17 protein-coding genes are annotated in these 17,809 nt (G+C 59.6%); 5 read left to right on the forward strand and 12 right to left on the reverse strand.

What is annotated here, in order from left to right:
- Window positions 1-266 precede the first annotated feature (266 nt).
- Entirely contained in the window at window positions 267-758 is a 492-nt protein-coding gene (locus tag IPK32_11340; protein ID MBK8092544.1) for a hypothetical protein, read from the reverse strand.
- 319 nt (window positions 759-1,077) lie between these two features.
- Between IPK32_11340 and IPK32_11345 the strand changes: the two genes are divergently transcribed.
- The gene (locus tag IPK32_11345; GenBank protein MBK8092545.1) at window positions 1,078-1,386 is read left to right on the forward strand and encodes a hypothetical protein; all 309 of its coding nucleotides are present in this window, start codon (window positions 1,078-1,080) and stop codon (window positions 1,384-1,386) included.
- Window positions 1,387-1,416: 30 nt separating this feature from the next.
- Here the strand turns inward: IPK32_11345 and IPK32_11350 are convergent, their stop codons facing one another.
- From IPK32_11350 to IPK32_11375, 6 genes are all read right to left on the reverse strand, one after another.
- Window positions 1,417-2,772, reverse strand: coding sequence for a toll/interleukin-1 receptor domain-containing protein (locus tag IPK32_11350; GenBank protein MBK8092546.1), 1,356 nt, complete (start codon window positions 2,770-2,772; stop codon window positions 1,417-1,419).
- A gap of 122 nt (window positions 2,773-2,894) precedes the next feature.
- Window positions 2,895-3,236 carry a DUF5615 family PIN-like protein gene (locus IPK32_11355; protein MBK8092547.1) on the reverse strand — a complete coding sequence of 114 codons (342 nt, stop codon included), beginning with the start codon at window positions 3,234-3,236 and terminating at the stop codon, window positions 2,895-2,897.
- Window positions 3,233-3,568 carry a DUF433 domain-containing protein gene (locus tag IPK32_11360; protein ID MBK8092548.1) on the reverse strand — a complete coding sequence of 112 codons (336 nt, stop codon included), beginning with the start codon at window positions 3,566-3,568 and terminating at the stop codon, window positions 3,233-3,235. Before IPK32_11360 ends, IPK32_11355 begins: the two co-directional genes overlap by 4 nt.
- Before the next feature lie 112 nt (window positions 3,569-3,680).
- Entirely contained in the window at window positions 3,681-6,320 is a 2,640-nt protein-coding gene (locus IPK32_11365; protein MBK8092549.1) for a right-handed parallel beta-helix repeat-containing protein, read from the reverse strand.
- Between the two features lie 101 nt (window positions 6,321-6,421).
- Window positions 6,422-7,810, reverse strand: coding sequence for a hypothetical protein (locus IPK32_11370; protein ID MBK8092550.1), 1,389 nt, complete (start codon window positions 7,808-7,810; stop codon window positions 6,422-6,424).
- Between the two features lie 59 nt (window positions 7,811-7,869).
- Window positions 7,870-8,031, reverse strand: a complete 162-nt coding sequence (locus IPK32_11375; protein ID MBK8092551.1) for a hypothetical protein — start codon at window positions 8,029-8,031, stop codon at window positions 7,870-7,872.
- Between the two features lie 124 nt (window positions 8,032-8,155).
- Between IPK32_11375 and IPK32_11380 the strand changes: the two genes are divergently transcribed.
- Window positions 8,156-9,733, forward strand: a complete 1,578-nt coding sequence (locus tag IPK32_11380) for a methionine--tRNA ligase (GenBank protein ID MBK8092552.1) — start codon at window positions 8,156-8,158, stop codon at window positions 9,731-9,733.
- 112 nt (window positions 9,734-9,845) lie between these two features.
- On the opposite strand, the gene IPK32_11385 is transcribed toward IPK32_11380, so the two are convergent.
- Window positions 9,846-11,255, reverse strand: coding sequence for a mandelate racemase/muconate lactonizing enzyme family protein (locus IPK32_11385; protein MBK8092553.1), 1,410 nt, complete (start codon window positions 11,253-11,255; stop codon window positions 9,846-9,848).
- A 375-nt stretch (window positions 11,256-11,630) separates the two neighbouring features.
- Here IPK32_11385 and IPK32_11390 point away from each other — a divergent pair, with 375 nt between their 5' ends.
- Both IPK32_11390 and IPK32_11395 read left to right on the forward strand, forming a co-directional pair.
- A complete protein-coding gene (locus IPK32_11390) occupies window positions 11,631-12,686 on the forward strand; it encodes an aminopeptidase (protein MBK8092554.1) in 1,056 nt (351 codons plus the stop codon).
- Window positions 12,687-12,750: 64 nt separating this feature from the next.
- The gene (locus tag IPK32_11395; GenBank protein MBK8092555.1) at window positions 12,751-13,764 is read left to right on the forward strand and encodes a ketoacyl-ACP synthase III; all 1,014 of its coding nucleotides are present in this window, start codon (window positions 12,751-12,753) and stop codon (window positions 13,762-13,764) included.
- A 93-nt stretch (window positions 13,765-13,857) separates the two neighbouring features.
- On the opposite strand, the gene IPK32_11400 is transcribed toward IPK32_11395, so the two are convergent.
- Complete coding sequence (locus IPK32_11400; GenBank protein MBK8092556.1) at window positions 13,858-14,901, reverse strand: substrate-binding domain-containing protein; 1,044 nt, start codon at window positions 14,899-14,901, stop codon at window positions 13,858-13,860.
- Entirely contained in the window at window positions 14,898-16,583 is a 1,686-nt protein-coding gene (locus IPK32_11405) for a ribulokinase (GenBank protein ID MBK8092557.1), read from the reverse strand. Before IPK32_11405 ends, IPK32_11400 begins: the two co-directional genes overlap by 4 nt.
- Window positions 16,584-16,676: 93 nt before the next feature.
- Here IPK32_11405 and IPK32_11410 point away from each other — a divergent pair, with 93 nt between their 5' ends.
- Window positions 16,677-16,829 (forward strand): hypothetical protein, encoded by a 153-nt coding sequence (locus IPK32_11410; GenBank protein ID MBK8092558.1) that lies wholly within the window; start codon window positions 16,677-16,679, stop codon window positions 16,827-16,829.
- 2 nt (window positions 16,830-16,831) lie between these two features.
- Here the strand turns inward: IPK32_11410 and IPK32_11415 are convergent, their stop codons facing one another.
- Together IPK32_11415 and IPK32_11420 are read right to left on the reverse strand one after the other, a co-directional pair.
- Window positions 16,832-17,194, reverse strand: coding sequence for an ATP-dependent Clp protease adaptor ClpS (locus IPK32_11415; GenBank protein MBK8092559.1), 363 nt, complete (start codon window positions 17,192-17,194; stop codon window positions 16,832-16,834).
- A 22-nt stretch (window positions 17,195-17,216) separates the two neighbouring features.
- A complete protein-coding gene (locus tag IPK32_11420) occupies window positions 17,217-17,762 on the reverse strand; it encodes a hypothetical protein (protein MBK8092560.1) in 546 nt (181 codons plus the stop codon).
- Window positions 17,763-17,809 lie beyond the last annotated feature (47 nt).

Here is a 17,809-nt window from a genome sequence, read left to right on the forward strand (position 1 = left end):
ATTCAACGGCAGGTTTAATGCATTCTCCTGGGTCAAAGAATGGATTAAACGGCAGGAAGAATGGGGCATGTTGGCTGAAACAATGGCCTCTTTGAGCTCCATGAACGGTCTCTGTGACCTCAAGCCACGGGCCATGTGATCCCGCAGGGAGCAGGCTTTGAGCCGCATCATCGCTTGCTTTGAGCTCACATCTCGCTGCAAACCGCCGGTTGTTCGGTGTCTTTGAGGCCGCTCCAGGCCCTCTACGGCCCGAAAATCGCGTTGGGTTAGCCAGCAGAGACCTCGCTGTTGGCTGCATCAGTGGGCTCTTCGATCCCGGATGCCGCCTTCTTCTCCGGCACCGGCAGCAGGGAGCGATACAGACTGCCGGGCCGCCCACGCCGCACCGCATGCACCACGGCGCAGCCTTGGCGGATCATGCGACTGAGGAAGGTCTTCACCTCCTTGTCTCCCGGCCGCTGCTGGGTCAGGTCTTTCACACACTTGGCGAAGTCCTGCGGCGCAAAGGGCTTTCCAGCCGTCGCCGCGAGGCATTCCTTGAGCACTTCTTCCCTTGGACGGGCGGGTGGTGCCGCGTTGAAGACAGGCCCAGGAGCCGCCACGGCCACCACCGTTGTCGGAGCCGCCGAAGCGGGGCTACCGGTGCCGAGTTGGTGCTCCGTGAGCAGGGCTCGCACCTTGCGCACCATGTCGAGGTCCGCCATGAGCTTGGCCTCCAGCTTCGCCAGGGCATCGGGAGTGAGATCCGCCGCAGTCATGGCCGAAAGGATGTCTATTTCCGCCGAAATGGCAAATGGAAGGCTATTCTGCCATTCGAGCCGTTTGGAACCGCTAATAAGACGCTGATTCAACGCTCATGTCAGAACGGGGATTGGGATTAGCGTCTCATCAGCGTCAAATCAGCGGTTCGAGGCCTTCGTGCCCCGTCTTGCTCTTCATCTTCAATCTTTCTGACTCAGAGAGAGCAAGATGAAGATCAAGAGCAGGAGCAGGAGCAAGAATATGACCCGAAAGCCTCGTGGCCGCCGAAGAAGGACCTCACGCCTCGCCATTCACAGGCTGGACGATTTCGGGGGAATGGCCTACACTCGCGCCATGCACACCTTGGAAACCGATGTCGAAGTCCATGCCGATGGCAGCCTGAAGCTGCTCTCGCCTCTGCCGGAATGGCTGAAGCCGGGGCACATGCATGTCGTCCTTTCGGTGCCGAATGGCACCTCACCCAAGCCCAAGCGCGTGATCCCCACCGCCACCCCGGAGATGCTGGCAAAGCGGGCGGCGGCTTTTGAAGCGGTGCGGAAGCTGAATCCGTATCGCGACATCACTGATCCCGTCTCGTGGCAGCGTGCGATCCGCGAGGATGTGGTGCTACCGGGCCGGGAGTGATTTCATGATCTGCGAAATCAACTTGAGGCCTCAGAGCAGGCCACTCTTCTTGCTTTTACTCCTGGCAGATTTGGCCGAAATCACCTTCAATTCCGCAAGGTTCGAGACGAGGTTCTCAATCCCGAAGCTTGAAATAGACTTCACCTCACTGGTCTCAAATGTGAGGGAATGACGAGATGCATCAACATGGTCGCCATCATTTTGCGACATGCTCAAACGTATATCGTTGTTGCAAATTAACGCGCCATCATCTCCCACACCGATTTCGGAGCCATGAATTTTTGCGGCAAGAACCTCTGTCCGCATCTCGACAGTTACATTGTTAGATAAATGAATTGTTGTTTTCATGGGGCCGGAAGCCTTGGATTTGGCTAGCCATGAATCAGCAATTGAAAGCGCCAGATCAAAATTGAGCGGCGAGATGATGAGAACGCAGCGCCTTGGACCTGCTTGAAGCTGCAAAAGCTCTTTCCTTCTGGCCTCCGCACGTTCTTCGAGACGCTTGTTGTATGCTCTGATTTCTTTTAGTGACTTGAATTCAGCGTCAGCACCTCCCTTGGCATCCATCCATTCATACTCTGATAGTTCATAAATCCATAAGCCTTTTGCTTTCAATTCTGTTTCCGTCAGAGTAATTGGTTGCTCCCTGGCATACTGGCCCAAAACCCGAAACCAGTAATCTTTAGTGGGGTCTTTGACTTGCAGTCTCACCCCTGTCGAACACCGACTATTCCCAAACCTTGAAGCAAAATCGTTGGCATCCATGGATGCTGGGCTGTTTGGAACATTTAGTTCTGAACATACCTGCGAAAAACACTCCATACTGTTCGAGGGTCCCTGGACATCAATACGGACTGATTCAATTAGCTTGTCCAACGGGACTCGAAGGCTGACCTGTCCAAGCTCTCTAGCTTTGAATATCTGCTCAAACTCAGACTTTGTTACCGCTTCTCTTAGTTTCGCCCCAAGGCGAAAGTTGATTCCTTGGAGCAGAAGTGAGACGTCCTTCGCTGAGTGCAGATTCCTATTTTGGAGCAGGTTGAAAGGGCTTGGCAACTTGGCTTTTTCGCACCCTGGAAGGCAGTATATATTGGCCGAATCCAGTTTGTGAAGACCATACCCAGCCTCGAAATACGTCCATCCTGACTCAAGCGCTTTCGGCGAGATAAACACAAGCATCAAGGTCATGCGATCCAATGCCGCTTTAACTTCCTCCGGCCAGATTGTTCCATGAGGGATACTCTCGTCATCAGATGAGAGGAAAAACTCAATCAAGCCACCTGCGCGTTCATCCAAAAGCCGCTTTAGAGCCACGAGTTCACGCCTATTGCTGGATGAATGGCTGAGAAACACAGTTGGTTTTTTTGGAACAGGATGCGTTTTCATAGGCGAACGTTACTAAGACGTATGGATGCAAAAGAGTAAGCACACAAGACCAGTCGTGAGGCTGTGTTTGTCTCAGTCTTCGGCTTGCCAGGAGGTCCATTCCTCGAGCGAGAGCCAGTTCTTCATGCTCCCCGGTTCACGCGGACGAGCTGGCCTTGCAGGGAGGTCATCGTTTCCAACTGCGCATGAATCTTCTCTGCCAGGGCTGCGAAATCTGGATTGTCGGTGCAGACGATGATTCCGGCGTGGTCGGGGTTTTGGCGGTGGAGGGCGATGAAGTCCTGGCGGTTGTGGGTGAGGACGGCTCGGACGTCTTCGATGGCAAAGCGGAGGACTTCGTCGTCGGGGATGCCTGCATTCGATTTGCCCGTGTCGTGCGTGGTCAAGACGTCATGACCAAGCTGTCGCAGTGTTTGGACGACGGGCAGCGGGAAGTTCTCGTTGGAGTAGAGGCGGGCCTTCATGACTCGTCACCGTTCGCGGCGATTTCGCGGTCCATCTCGTCGCGGTGGGACCGGGCGTAGTTCCAGGCGTTGGCGAGGTCTTCTGCGTTCAGCGAGGGATAAGCGGCGAGGAGTTCCCCATCGGTTTTGCCCTGCCGACGAAGCGATTCCAGCAGCCAGACGGGGATGCGGGTGCGGATGACACGGGCGGAGCCGCCGCAGACGTTGGTCTGAAAGTCGATGCCCGGATGCGCATCCGTGACCTCCATGGCCACGACTGCAAGAATACGCGCCTGATCCCCCTTTGGTAGGTGCAGCACAGCCTCGCGGACATGGTCGTAAGTTGCAGTCATCGGCGGAACATAGCACGCGGCGCTTCCTAACGCCAAGAGCAAAGGCGGACAGGAGTGTCCGCGCTCCTCTCGGTGAGGTTCGTGGTGCACGAGTTGGAAAACTCGTGCTACGTCACTTGCGGATGCCGATCTTCTCCACCGGAATCGCTTCAAAGCCGAGTTTGAAGGCGGGGGAGTCGGGTTGGAGGCGGAAATCATCGTGTTTCCAGTGCACGAACATCGGATCGGCGATGAGGCTGTGTTTGTCCCAGCCTTCGGCTTGCCAGGAGGTCCATTCGTCGAGGGGTTCGCATTCGGTGAGGCGGACGTTGTCGATGAAGACCTGGCCCTTCGGCTCGTGGCAGTCGATGCGGAGCCAGAAGTGGGTCATCCAGGGTTTCCAGGCGGCTTCGTTTTCGCGTGGCATGCGGCCGGTGGCTTCGACTTCGGTCCATTCACTGGTGGCGGTGAGGCTGGTGCTGCCTGCCTGCCAATAGCCTTCGCGGTTTTTGAAGGAGGCGAAGGCGAGGCTGAGCTTGGCGGTCGGTTCGGTGGATTTGACGCGGAGTTTCACGCGGTAGGCGGCGCCGGGCTTGATGGGCACGTCGGGGCCGTGGAAGACGCTTTTGGGATTGCCGGGATCGCTGCCGAGGGCGCAATCGACGCGCAGCGCTCCATCGGCGACGACGAGTTGCACGTCTTTGTTGGGGCGATGGTTGAAGCCCCAGCCTTTCGGGGCCTTGCCGGGCTCGGCGGTGTCGAAGGTTTCGCTGAGGAGCGGCGGGCCGGGCTTGTCGGGGCCGGTTTTGTTGATGCCGGTGGTGATGGGATGGCCGTTTGCCCACGCGAGGTTTTGGTCGATGACGTTCCACTTGGGCGACACATGGCGGAGGTCGCCGTATTTGATGCCGGGCTGGTCGGAGAACATGATGTTCCGCCGGACGAGGTTGCCGCTCATCATGGTGCCGTCGTCGCGGATGGCGTCTTTGGGATGCAGTTCCATGCCGCGCATGCTGGCCCAGGCGAGCTGACCAGCGACGGATTCGTAGCCTTGGATCATGCTGTCGATGTGGCTGGTGTAGAAGCGCTGCTCTTTGGTCCAGCCGTGCAGATCGAACTGAAACTTGCCGCCGAGGGCGAAGATGTTGTTTTCGACGAGGCAATCCCGCGAGTTGTGCATGTGGATGGGCGTGTGGGCGACGCGGAAGACGATGTTGCCGATGATGTCGAGGCCGCCGGTGTTGTCGTCCGGGTAGAGGCCGAAGGTGAACCACGGATGCTTCAGCCCGCCGGCCTCCTGGCCGCAGCCGATGACATCGTGGATCAAGTTGTAGCGCCACTTGCTGCCACGGCTGCTGATCCAATCGCGGCCGCCGGTATAGACCGCGCCGCCGTCCTGAGTTTCGAGGCAGAGGTGATGGAGGTGGTTGTATTCGACGAGGAGGTTGTTACCGCTCATCTGCACGCCCATGCGCGGGCCGTCGTGGATGTGGCAATGCCGCACAGCGTTGTCCACGCCATACATGGCGACACCGCAGGCGTTCTTATTGAAGACACCCATGTGATGGATGTGGCAGTCCTCGACGACGTGACCGGGGCCAGTGAGCGTTTTGCGATCGCCTCCGCTGAGGCTGACGCCATTGCTGCCGGTGAAGCTGATCTCGCAGTGCGAGACGCGGACGTTTTTGCCATCGCTGACGCCGACGCCGCTGCCGTGGAAGGCACCGACCTGGGTGATGACGCATTTTTCGACGAGGCAGTCCTCCGCCCGCTCGAACACGATGGCGCTGCCATGCGTGCCGGTGAGCGTGAGACCGCGGAGGGTGATGTGCTTCGCACCTTTGATTTTGAAGAAGGGATCGGCGAGGGGGATGCGGACGGATAGTAGCCCTCTCGCTCCGCGAGAGGAGCTGGTGGCGTTGTTCGCGGATGCAGTGTCGGAAGTTGGAGCGGCTTCCATGTTGGCGGAAGCGCTGTGCTCCTCTCGCGGAGCGAGAGGGCTACTTTGCGAAGCGGAATCAGCAGGCGGCCAGAAGTAGAGCGTGCCGCTGTGCTTGTCGTAAAACCACTCGCCGGGGGCATCGAGCTCTTCGAGGGCGTTTTGGAAGTGGTAGCGGTTGTGCGGGTGGAGGTCGTAGGAGCAGTCTTTTTTCAGCGTGAGCAGTCGCGTGGCGGGATCGAGCGATGCGATGGGCTCGATGAAGTTCCACCAGCCGTATTGGGCGAAGATGTCGAGCTCCACGTCCTCGGGATGCGCCCAGGTGCGGATGTCCTGGGGCTTCACAAAGAGTGTGCGTTTCCAAAGATGGCCCTCGGGGGCACCTGCGGGTGGGAAAGCAGCGACAAAGGCCCAGCCGCCGTAAAGCGGGTCCTTGGCGTCGAAGTTCGGGTAACGGGCGAGGATCTGGCGCTGGCCCTCGCAGAGCAGTTGTTTCGGCAGGAAGCCTTTCGGGAGGAGCTTGGAGACATCGGCTTTGACGATCTCGCCTTGATGTTTTTCCCAGCCGGTAACTTTGGGGCCGCCGATGAGGGTGCTTTGGGTGCCGGTGAAGGTGATGTCGGTGTCCTGCGCTTCGAGTGTGAGTGGTGTGAGCAGCTCGGTGGTGCCTGTGGGGAAGAAAAGCGTCGCAGGAGAGGTGTCGCCGGCTTTGCGTGCCTCACGGAGTTTTTTCAGTGCGGCGTGCGGTGGGAGATCTGGAGTGATGTGGATGTCCAGAGCGTGGCTGTGGGACAGCAGGGACGCGAAGGACAGAAGGGTGACGAGTCGATACATGCGGGCCGTGCCATAGCTGAGACCTCTGCGCGGGGCAAAGGCCTGCTGTGGGCGAATTTTGGCGCGGACGGCGAGATTTCTCCGCGATGGACCTGCTCGAATTACGTGTAGGACGATTCGACGCGTTTGGCGACGTCGCGGTAGCCGTAGTCGGTGTTGTAGATCTCTTTGAGGGCTTCCAGGTAGAGCTCGGTCTTGCCCATTTTGAGGCGGACGAGAGCTAGCTCGTAGAGCAGCTCCTTTTTGACGTTGTCCATGGCGACGATCTCTTTGGAGGCCTCAGCAAAGGTGCTTTCGGCGAGGTCGTTCATGTTCTTTTTCTCAAAGCAGCGGCCGAGGATGAGCATGGCCTTGGTACGGATGTGCGGATTGGCACGGGCTTGCTGGAGCTCTGGGATGGCCTCGGTGTAGAGGGTGCCCTCGAAGTAGGCGAGGCCGAGTTCGTAGCGGAGGGTTTTATCGGTGGGATTGCGATCCACGCGTGTTTTGGCTTCTTCGATGAGCTTGGAGGCGCGGTTGCGCTTGATCTCGCTGATCTGTGCCCGCTTGTCGTCGATGTCAGGGGCATTCGGATCGGCCTCGATGTCGGCTTCCATTTGGACGAGGCGCTGGTCGTCGATCTTGTTGCGGAGGTTTTCCACCTTGCGCAGCATGGAGACGTCACCGGGATTCAGTGTGAGAGCGTATTCGAAGAAGGTGTGGGCATTTTCCAGCTCACCGATACGCTCATAGAGATCGGCCATACGCTTGACGATGAGGATGTTGCTCGGATCGGCATTGTACTGCTCGATGGTCTCAGCGAGGAATTGCTCCATTTCTTCCTTGGTCATGCCTTGTTTGGCGAGCTTTTCGAGCTTGGCAGCCTCACCACTGTCTTTCATGGCTTTGCGGAAGTCGCCTTCTGCGCCCCAGCCCTGGGTTTTGATGGATGTTTTGGCGGCGGCGTCTTTTTCGCCTTTCGCGGCAGTCATGTCGCGGGGATCGACTTTCAAGATGCTGCGATAGACTTCGCTGGCCTTTTGGGGCTCCTCGTGGGCCATGTAGTGATCCGCGAGCTTGTGCATGTTTTTGGTGTTTTCCGGGTGCCCACGGCGCAGGGTCTCCAGAGCAAAGGCGGCCAGCTCTGGGAAGTGCATCTTCATGGCGATGTCGTAGAGGGACGTGTTGCCACTCTGGCTGAAGGGGTCTTTCTGGAAGACATTCTCCTCCAGGTCTGCGATCTGCTCTGCGGGCTCTTTTTTGCCGGATTTGAAGAGGCCGCCGCCGCCAAGGCCGAGTGAGAGGCCGAATTTTTTGCCACCAGCGGCATTGACCCGCTCACCCTCGGCGAGGCGGAGCATCATGCGTCCATCGAGGAAGCCGACATTGTCCTTCACGATGGGCAGGAGGAGATTGACGACGTAATCCCAGTTTTTCGTGTCGGAGGAAGCGAGGGCTTTTTTCCAGAGGTTTTGCAGTTTCGGGTCGAGGTCGGTGTCCTTGGTGATCATGCTCATAAGTAAAAAATCCTGCGGGGAGAGGGAGTGAGGCGAGTTGGAGGGAATGGGAGCTACTTTTTGCCGCCGGAGACCCATGCGGAGAGGTTCTGAAGCTCGGTCTGGGTGCCGTTGATGAGGCCTTTCAGGCTGAAGCCGTGCTCAAAGAGCACCATCCAGATGAAGGTGGCGGTGAGGAAGGCGAGGGTCCAGAGGAGTTTAGAGACGAAGCGCATGTGCCGGGAGGGCGGGAATAGAAGGGAAATGACTCTATGAAAAAACGCCGCTGGTTGTCCAGCACGCATTTTCTCGCACAGGCTGGACGACGGGCGATTTTGCGGCATGGAGAGGGCGCAAGCACTGCCTATGAAGCCTTTTTACATCACTACCGCCATCGACTACACGAACGCGCCGCCCCACATCGGCCATGCGTATGAAAAAGTGCTGGCGGATGTCATGGCGCGGTTTCAGCGGCAAAATGGCCGCGAGGTGTTCTTTCTCACGGGGGTGGATCAGCACGGGCAGAAGGTGCAAAAAAGCGCGGAAAAGGCCGGAAAGACGCCGCAGCAGTTCGTGGATGATGTGACGGCGCACTTCACCGCGCTGTGGGAGAAGCTGGATGTGCGCTTCGATGGCTGGGCTGCCACCACCGATGTGCGGCACAAGCGTGTGGTGCAGGCGATGCTGCAAAAGCTCCACGATGGCGGCCAGCTCTACAAAAAGAGTTACAGCGGTCATTACAGCGTGCGGCAGGAGCAATTCCTCACGGACAAGGAGCGCGGCCCGGATGGCAACTTTGGCCCAGAATGGGGTGAGGTGGAGTGGCGTGAGGAGGATGCGTGGTATTTTAAGCTCAGTGAGCATACCGAGTGGCTAAAGGGCTACATCCGCAGCCACCCGGACTTCATTTTCCCTCCGCACCGCACGAATGACGTGCTCAATGCGCTGGAGGGCTCTGGCGGCATCGACCTGTGCATCTCACGGCCCAAGGAGCGACTGAGCTGGGGCATTCCGCTGCCTTTTGATGAGGACTCGGTGAATTTTGTGTGGTTCGATGCGCTGTCAAATTACATCAGCTTCGCGGGTTATCTGGCGGGTGAGGTGGGCAATGAAGGCCTGCCGCAGTTTGAGAAAATCTGGCCCGCAGATGCGGAGATCATCGGCAAGGACATCCTGGTGCCTGCCCATGCGGTGTATTGGCCCATCATGCTGCATGCCCTGGGCTTCGCGGATGCGGAGATCCCGAAGCTCATCGTCCACGGCTGGTGGAATGTGAAAGGTGCCAAGATGAGCAAAAGCCTGGGCAATGTGATCGATCCAAATGTGCTGGCAGATACCTTCACGCCAGATGGTCTGCGCTATTACCTGATGCGTGACATTGCGACCGGCTACGATGCCGACTTCAGCGATGAGCGCATCATCATGAGCTACAACAAGGAGCTGGCCGGCGGTCTGGGCAATCTGCTCAATCGCAGCATCAACATGGCGCAGAAGTATCGCTCCGGCATCCTGTCGCTGGGTGATTATGATGATGAGCTCAATCAGGCACTACGCCAGACCGTGGCGGAGGCCACGCCTGCCTTTGTGGAGAATATGAGTGCCTGGGCCGTGCATGATGGCATCGCCGCTGCCTGGCGCATCGTCACCCACGCGAATGCCTTCGTCGATAGCACCAAGCCCTTCTCCCTGGCCAAGGACCCAGCGCAGGCGGCCCGGCTCGACAGCGTGCTCTACCATCTGGCGGAGGCACTGACGCATGTGACCGTGCTACTGGCCCCCATCATGCCACGGGCGATGCAGGCTGCGCGGGCACAGATCGGCTGGGAGATGCCCGTGGGCTTCCAGTTCAATGATTTGCGCTGGGGTCTCTTGCCGAACGGGCACCAACTCGGCATTCCCGTGCCCCTTTTCCCCCGCCTGGAGTTGGGGGAAGGATGAAGTTCCCGGTTCTCGGTTCTCGGTTCTCGGTTCTCTGCACTAAGCACTAAGCACTTCGGCGCGAATACCACCAAAGTCACCCGACACCCCGATCATCACAAACACCGCCTCCTCAGCGATGAACGCGGGTCGTCGGCTCTGGGAGTACGCGTGGGATCTCGGCTTCGCGGTAGCCGAATCCGGGGCCGCGTAGCGTGGAGAGGTCGATGCGGCCATCGCGGCGGCGGTGTAGGCCAGGGTGGATCGTCTCATCCGGGGCAGAGGCATCTGGATAGAACTGCATGGCATTGCACTCCACGCCCTGGATCGTCCCCGCCTGCGCGGCGAGCCGCACATGCGGGATGATGGCGAGCATCGGATTGGTCAAATCCTGCACCATCAGCGGCATGCCGTGCGCTTTGGCCCAGCAGAGGCTGAGTAGGGCACCGGTCTGCGTTTTGCAGGTCTTCAGTGCCACGCCAGACCAGCCCAGGCGGCGGCCCAGACGCACGTATTCCCAATCATGCGCACTTTCATCGAGGAAGAGCGGTTTGCGGGCCGAGACGCTGCGCACATCCGTCTGATGCGCTTCCAGATCATACGGGAAAGGCTGCTCGACATAGAGCGTGCGGGCGTAGATCTCGGGCTCATCACGCAGGAGCCGGTCCATGATGTCATTCACGTAAGCGGGGTCTTTCACCGTGCAGTTAAAGTCCGCACTGAGCCACTGGACGCCTAGTGGCAGGCCGATGTGGGCCACGCGGAGCATGCGCTCATAGTCCCACTCCGCATCGGTGCCGCGCAGTTTCACTTTGAGGCAGCGCAGGCCATCACGCACGATCCAGTCGGCTAGTAGAATGGGGTGCGCATCATGCGGCTCGGTGCCGTGCAGGTCGTGCTTCTCCAGCGCATCCACGCCACCGACGAGATGCCACACCGGCAGGCTAGATGGCGCATCCATGACCAGATAATCCTGCACCTGACGGCCCCGGAAACACACGCCCGAGCCCTCCTCCGGTGTGATGAAGGCAGCCAGATCACGGCTCATGAAGTCGCTGTTATAAGTCGCGTAGATGTCACGCTCATGCAGACGGCCGTAGGCATCATGCACGGCGATATCAAAGGCACTGAAGGCCACCAGCGAGCCCAGGTAAGGCATGGGATCGCCCCCTGCGGCTGCATTTGCCTCCTGCGTCGCACTGGCCAGGATGCCGTGGATGAAATCCTGCCCGATCTCCATCGGATGACCACGCAGGTCACTCTGCACCAGCCGCGTGGCCAGCAGGATCGAGAAATCTCGCATGCGCTGTGCCCGCATCGCCACGCTCAGCGTGCTCGGCCAGACCCAAGAGACGCTCAGCGGCGTCTCGCCCCAGCCAGAGGCCGTGCGGCCCTTTTCATCCTGCACGGTGACGCGCACGCGGAGGCAGTCCGCCTTTGTCACCGTCTCGGGCCCGAACTTCAGCGGCACCCGCATGGAAACGGGCAGGAAATAGACTTCAGCGGCGATGACGTGGATGTCGGTAGCTTTGGGGTTACTCATGCTAGCCGCAAGAGAGCACAAGACAGCAGATGTGAAACCCGCAGTGTGCTGAAAAAGCCCTTTGGCTAAAGGGTTACTCACCAAAGGATGCCAATCGAAGTGAGCGGAAACGAGGACAGGATTAACAGGATTTTCATGATTATGCAGGATTAACGGCCTGTAACTTGTTGGTGGCTTAACATTGGAAAAAGCTGGACTCTAAAATCGTCTCGAATGCACCAAGTCACCCAGGGTGAATCCTGCATAATCCTGTAATCTTGTAAATCCTGTCATCTTTTTGATCGTCCCCAGGGAGGCTCCGTCATTTCATACAGATACCCTGCTGCCAGCGCTTTCGCAGTTGAGGCGGCTACAGCGCGGCGCATGCTCGGCGTGGTGAACTCCATGCTGCTGCGTCCCTTTTCCTCTGCGTTCCGCACACTCCTGCCGTCTTCGTTGGCACTGCTGCTCGCTTCTTGCAGCACGGTGGAGTTTTACTCGCAGGCCATGAAGGGCCAGGCAGAGATCACCTCCAAAAAACGCCCCATCGAAGCCGTCCTGGCCGATAAAGCCGAAAGTGAGGCCGTGAAGCACAAACTGCGCCTGGCACTGAAACTACGCGAGTATGCGAAAACGGAGCTGAAACTGCCAGCGGAGAGTTTTGGCACCTACACAGACCTAGAGCGGCCCTTCGTCGTCTGGGTGGTCTATGCGTCGGAGCGCTTCAATGTGGAGCCAAAGCAGTGGTGGTATCCCTTTATCGGCAGGCTTTCCTATCGCGGCTTCTTTGCCCAGGAAGATGCGCGGCAGGAGGCCCTGCGGCTGAAAAACCAGGGCTACGATGTCTTTGCGGCGGGTGTGGAGGCCTACTCCACGCTGGGCTTCTTCAAAGACCCCGTGCTCAATACCTGCCTGCACCGCAGCGATGCCGAATTCGCCGAGCTCATCTTCCATGAGCTCACGCACACGCGGCTCTTCATCGCAGGTGACACGGACTTTAATGAGGCCTTTGCCACCGCCAATGCCGAGGCGGCTGTACGACGCTGGCTGCGCTCTCAGGGCCGTCTGAGCGAGCTCCGCGAGTATGAGGCACACCTGCACCGTGAGAGCAGCATGATCCGCCTGGCGCTAGAGACACGGCAGCAGCTCAAAACCCTCTACACCACCGAAAAAGAGCCCCTAGAGCAAAAACGCAGCGTCCTCACCGCCCTCCAGCGCAAGCTCGCCACCCTCGGGGTGCAGGATAAAGCCACCAATGTGCAAACCGGAACCGATCTCGCCATCACCTGGAACAATGCACGCCTCAACACCGTGTCCACCTACCACGCGATGGTCCCCGGCTTTGAAAAAATGCTCCGCGATGCCGGTGGCGACCTGGAGACCTTTTACAAGGCCGTGGAGAAGATGAAAACCATGTCCAAAGCCGAGCGCAAGCGTGCACTAGGGCTGTGAGCGAAAAACTCAGGTTTGCATTCCAGGGTAGTCATGCTTTAACAGCTCTCCCCCCTGTCTTCTCATGACCACCTCCCAGCCCTTCTGCGCCTCCAGCATCATCGGAACGGGCAGTTACATGCCCAGCCGCGTGATGACCAACGACGAGCTCTCCAAGATCGTCGATACCTCCGATGAATGGATCACCTCCCGCACCGGCATCAAAGAGCGACGCATCGCTGCTGAAAATGAAGCCACCAGCGACCTCGCCTCCGAGGCTGCCCGCCGCGCCCTGGAAAATGCAGGCGTAAAGCCAGAGGAGATCCAGCTCATCATCGTCGCCACGGTCACGCCGGACATGTTTTTCCCCAGCACGGCGTGTTTCGTGCAGAAGAAGATCGGCGCATCCAATGCGGTCTGCTTTGATGTCTCCGCGGCCTGCTCTGGCTTCCTTTACGCCCTCCAAGTCGCCCGCCACTTCATCAACACGGGGAACCGCACCACCGCGCTCGTCATCGGCGCTGAAAAGCTCACCAGCCTGGTCAATTGGCAGGATCGCAATACCTGCGTGCTGTTTGGCGACGGTGCTGGCGCTGTCGTCATCCGCCGCGCTGCGGAAGAAGATAAAAACGCCCAAGGCCGTGTCCTCAGCACCGTCATGGGCAGTGATGGAAACCTCACCGACCTGCTCAAAGTCCCCGGTGGTGCCTCCGCCTGCCCGATCACGGCTGAAAACGTCCTCAGCCGCCCCAACACCATCCATATGGAAGGCCGCGAGACCTTTAAACATGCCGTCACCCGCATGCTCGAGGCCTCCCAGCAGGCTTTGGAGATGGCCGGGCTCACCGCCGCGGATGTCTCCCTCGTCATTCCGCATCAGGCGAACGCCCGCATCATCGGTGCCATCGCCGAGCGTCTGAATCTGCCCATCGAAAAGGTTTTCATGAACCTCGATAAATACGGCAACACCAGTGCTGCCACCATCCCAGTCGCCCTCGATGAAGCCCATCGTGCCGGGCGCATTCAAAAAGGTGATGTCGTGCTCCTCGTCGCCTTTGGCGGCGGCTTCACCTGGGCCAGTTCTGTCCTGCGCTGGTAAAACCGGGGCAGGGGGGCAACTATACACTGCATTCAGTCCGCTACTAGGATTGCATAAAATATAATGACTGGGTGAATGGATGGGGCACTCGGGTCATTTGCCGAAGACATCGGCTTCGCTGCGGAAGCCGTCTTGGATGACGGTTTGGCGGAGGTTTTCCTGGGTGACGGCGTGGATGGGGAGGAAGACGGAGGGGACGTCGATCTGGCCGTTGGGGGTGCTGTCTTTGGCGATGATGGGCTGGCGGCGGGCGAGCTTGACGGCAAGGGCGGCGGCTTGCTGGGCGAGCTGCACGAGGGGCTTGTACACGGTCATGGTCTGGGTGCCCTGGGCGATGCGCTGGCAGGCGGCGAGGTCGGCGTCTTGGCCGGTGACGAGGATTTTGCCCTGGATGCCTTCTTCGGTGAGGGCCTGGATGGCGCCGCCTGCGGTGCCGTCGTTGCTGGCGAGGATGGCATCGAATTGGGGGCCGTGCTTGGTGATGGCGGCGTTGGTGATTTTTTTGGCGTTTTCGGGTTTCCAGTCGTCGGCCCAGTCTTCGTGGAGGACTTCGATTTTGCCGGCGGCGATGAGGGGCTGGAGGATGTTGTCTTGGCCTTGCTTGAAGAGTTTGGCGTTGTTGTCGGTTTTGGAGCCGTAGATGCGCAGGAGGCGGAGTTTTCCGCCGTCGGGGATGCGCTGGGCGAGGAAGCTGGCCTGGAGCTCGCCGACTTTGATGTTGTCAAAGGTGATGTAGAGATCGAGGTCGCTGCCGGTGATGAGGCGGTCGTAGGAGAGGACGGGGATGCTGGCCTGGTGGGCGAGGTGGACGGCTTTGGCCATGGCGGCGGCGTCATGGGGGATGATGACGAGGGCATCGACGCCACGGGTGATGAGGGCTTCGACGTCGGCGAGCTGGCGGGTGTCGTTGCTGTTGGCGGACTGGACTTCGACATCGGCTCCGAGCTGGGCGGCCTGGGCGACGAAGAGGTCGCGGTCTGCCTGCCAGCGCTCTTCTTTTAAGGTGTCCATGGAGAGTCCGATGAGGGGCCGCTGGCGTGCGCTGGCGGCGGCTGCTGCGCCGCCGCGTGAGAGGACGAGCCCGGTGAGAATGCTCAGGACGCAGGAGAGGATGACCAGGAGGATGCGCGGGTTCATGCGGATTGGCGGGTGCGGATGTCGAGGAGCTGCTTCATGACGTGGGCGAGCTGGCCGCTCCAGGTGGCGGTGCCAAAGGCGTCATGCAGGGTGCGGTAGAGGGTGTAGAGCTGGCGGTAGATGGCGACGTTCTCTGGGATGGGGTGATATACTTTTTCGCGGGTGGCGGTGACGCGTGCCTGAAGGGTGGCGAGATCGCCTGCGCCTGCGGCGGTGGCTCCGAAGATGGCGGCTCCGAGGGCGCAGGTCTGCTCGCTCTGGCTGACTTTCATGGGCTTGCCGATGACGTCGGCGTAGATCTGCATGAGGGTGGCGTTTTTGATGCTGAGGCCGCCGGTGTTGATGATCTGGTCGATGCGGACGCCGTATTGCTCGACGCGCTGGATGATGGTGAGGGCTCCGAAGGCGGTGGCTTCGATGTAGGCGCGGTAGATTTCATGGGCCTCGGTGTGCAGGGTCTGGCCGAGGAGGAGGCCGGTGAGGCGGACATCGACGAGGATGGTGCGGTTGCCGTTGTTCCAATCGAGTGCGAGGAGGCCGGTGGCACCGGGTTTCTGCGCGGACATGGCTTTTTCCATGTTGACGAATTTTTCGCCTGCATCGCGGCCGTAGCTGTCGGGGACGAGGTGATTGACGAGCCAGAGGAAGAGGTCGCCGACGGCGCTCTGTCCGGCCTCGATGCCGTAGTAGCCGGGCAATACGCTGCCGGTGACGATGCCGCAGACGCCGGGGATGTCTGCGAGGGGCTGGGTGGTGGGTGCGATCATGAGATCGCAGGTGCTGGTGCCGAGGATCTTGACCAAGGTGCCCTCGCGGATGCCGGCTCCGACTGCACCCATGTGGGCATCAAAGGCCCCGACGGCGATGGCGGTGCCGGGAGCGAGCCCGAGGCGCTGCGCCCACTCGGGGCAGAGGCCACCGGCTTTCGTGTCGGCAGTGTGGGCGGTGGAGTAGAGGCGGTCACGCAGATCGGCGAGCTTCGGGTCGAGCTGGGCGAGGAATTCTTTGTCGGGGAGGCCGCCCCATTCATCGCTGAACATGGCTTTGTGCCCGGCGGAGCAGATGCCGCGCTTCAGGGTGAGTGGATCGGTCTGGCCGGTGAGTACGGCGGGGATCCAGTCGCAATGCTCGACGAAGCTGTAGGCGGCATCAAAGACGCGTTCATCGACGCGGCGGAGGCGGAGGATTTTGCTCCACCACCACTCGCTGGAGTAGATACCGCCGCATTTGGCGATGATGTGCGGGCGCATCTGGTGGGCGAGTGCGGTGATCTCGGCGGCTTCGGCATGGCCGGTGTGGTCTTTCCAGAGCCAGACCATGGCGTTGAGGTTGTCTTTGAACTCGGGCAGCAGTCCCAGCGGGGTGCCTGCACGATTCACGGGAATGGGGGTGCTGCCGGTGGTGTCGATGCCGATGCCGATGACCTGTGCGGGATCAAATCCGCTGATCTGGGCCTGCGCCTGGCTGAGGGCACCGCGCACGACGCTCTCTAGGCCATCGAGGTAGTCCTGGGGATTCTGCCGGGCGACGTGGGGATCTTTGGGATCGAGGAGGATGCCCATCTCGCCACTGGGGTAGTGAAAAACGGTGGAGCCCACTTCTGCGCCGCTGTCGAGGTCGATGAGGAGGGAGCGGCAGGAGTTTGTGCCGTAGTCGATGCCGAGGGAGTAACGTGGTGTCATGCGGTGCGAGAGGTGCACGCGAGCCGGGGTGTGGTCAAATCGGTGATTCACCACCATTGAAATCGCCATGGAGCGGCCCAGAGTCGCGGGATCATGACCCCAGAGTTACGCGGCTTTATCCAACGCCTCATCCAACAGACCATCCATTCCGGGATTCACAGCATTCTCTTTCGCATGCCGATCTCGGTGGTGGTGGTGCTCATCGGCCTGCTGATCTGGGCAGTGGTGCACTTTCAGCTCTACTAAAACTAAACGGAGGGCTCGATGACGCAGCGCATGGGGCCGATGCCGTGGTCGGTGTCTTTGGGCTTGTACTCGTGGATTTGCTGCTGGCGTAGCTCGGCGAGCTCCTTGTGCACGGTGGCGCAGATGACGCGGCCTTTTTCATGCACTTCCTCGGCGATCTTTTTGCCCAGTTCACGCGAGTGGCCGAAAATGTCGGCCATCATGTCGATGACGTACTCGAAGCTATGCTCGTCGTCATTGATGAGGATGACATGCCATGGTGGCTCGAAGCGTGGCTGGCGAGCTGGCAGACCTGGCTGAGTAATGGGGCGGACGGGGGCACGCTTCGGCGGTGGCGGGGCGGTAGTGGTGGCGCTGCGGATCATGATTCGGGAGAAAAAATGGCGATCACAGCGGCGGCTGGCCGGTGGACTCGATGAAGTGCTGGCGCAGGTCATTGTAGGACTGCTGCCATTCATCGAGCTGGCGCTGGAGCTCCATGACCTGGCGCTCGAGCATGGCGATGCGGCGCTGGGCAGCTTCATCCGAGGGGACGTTCTTATCATACTGCGTGCCGATGAAGGTCGTGGAAGCACTGCGCATCTGCTGGGGGCTGACCTGGAACCATGGCAGATCACCCAGGCGTGCTTCGGTGTTTTCCAGGCAGTTGATGATGGAGACATTTTCATCAATCTCACCCGTGGCGAGGAATTCCTGGATCGTGGCCACATTCGTGGGGCCGTAGAGATAATTATCCGGCATCTGGACCAGGAAGTCCATTTGTAGCTCCGGGATGAAAGGTGCCCGATTCCAACTCTGGCGGTTATCGGAGCTGATTTTATCCAGCGGAGAGATTTTCGCCTCCGCAGCCCAGTTTTTGAGAGTGGGAAGGTCAGTGGGGCCGAAGACTTCCTTATCAGAGGCTTTCAGGAGGAACCAGGTGCGTGCGCTCATGTGTTTGTAGGTGGAGGTTATTTCCCGCGATGCAGTCTGCCAAGCAA

This window comes from Verrucomicrobiaceae bacterium (genome assembly GCA_016713035.1).
GTDB lineage: Bacteria > Verrucomicrobiota > Verrucomicrobiia > Verrucomicrobiales > Verrucomicrobiaceae > Prosthecobacter.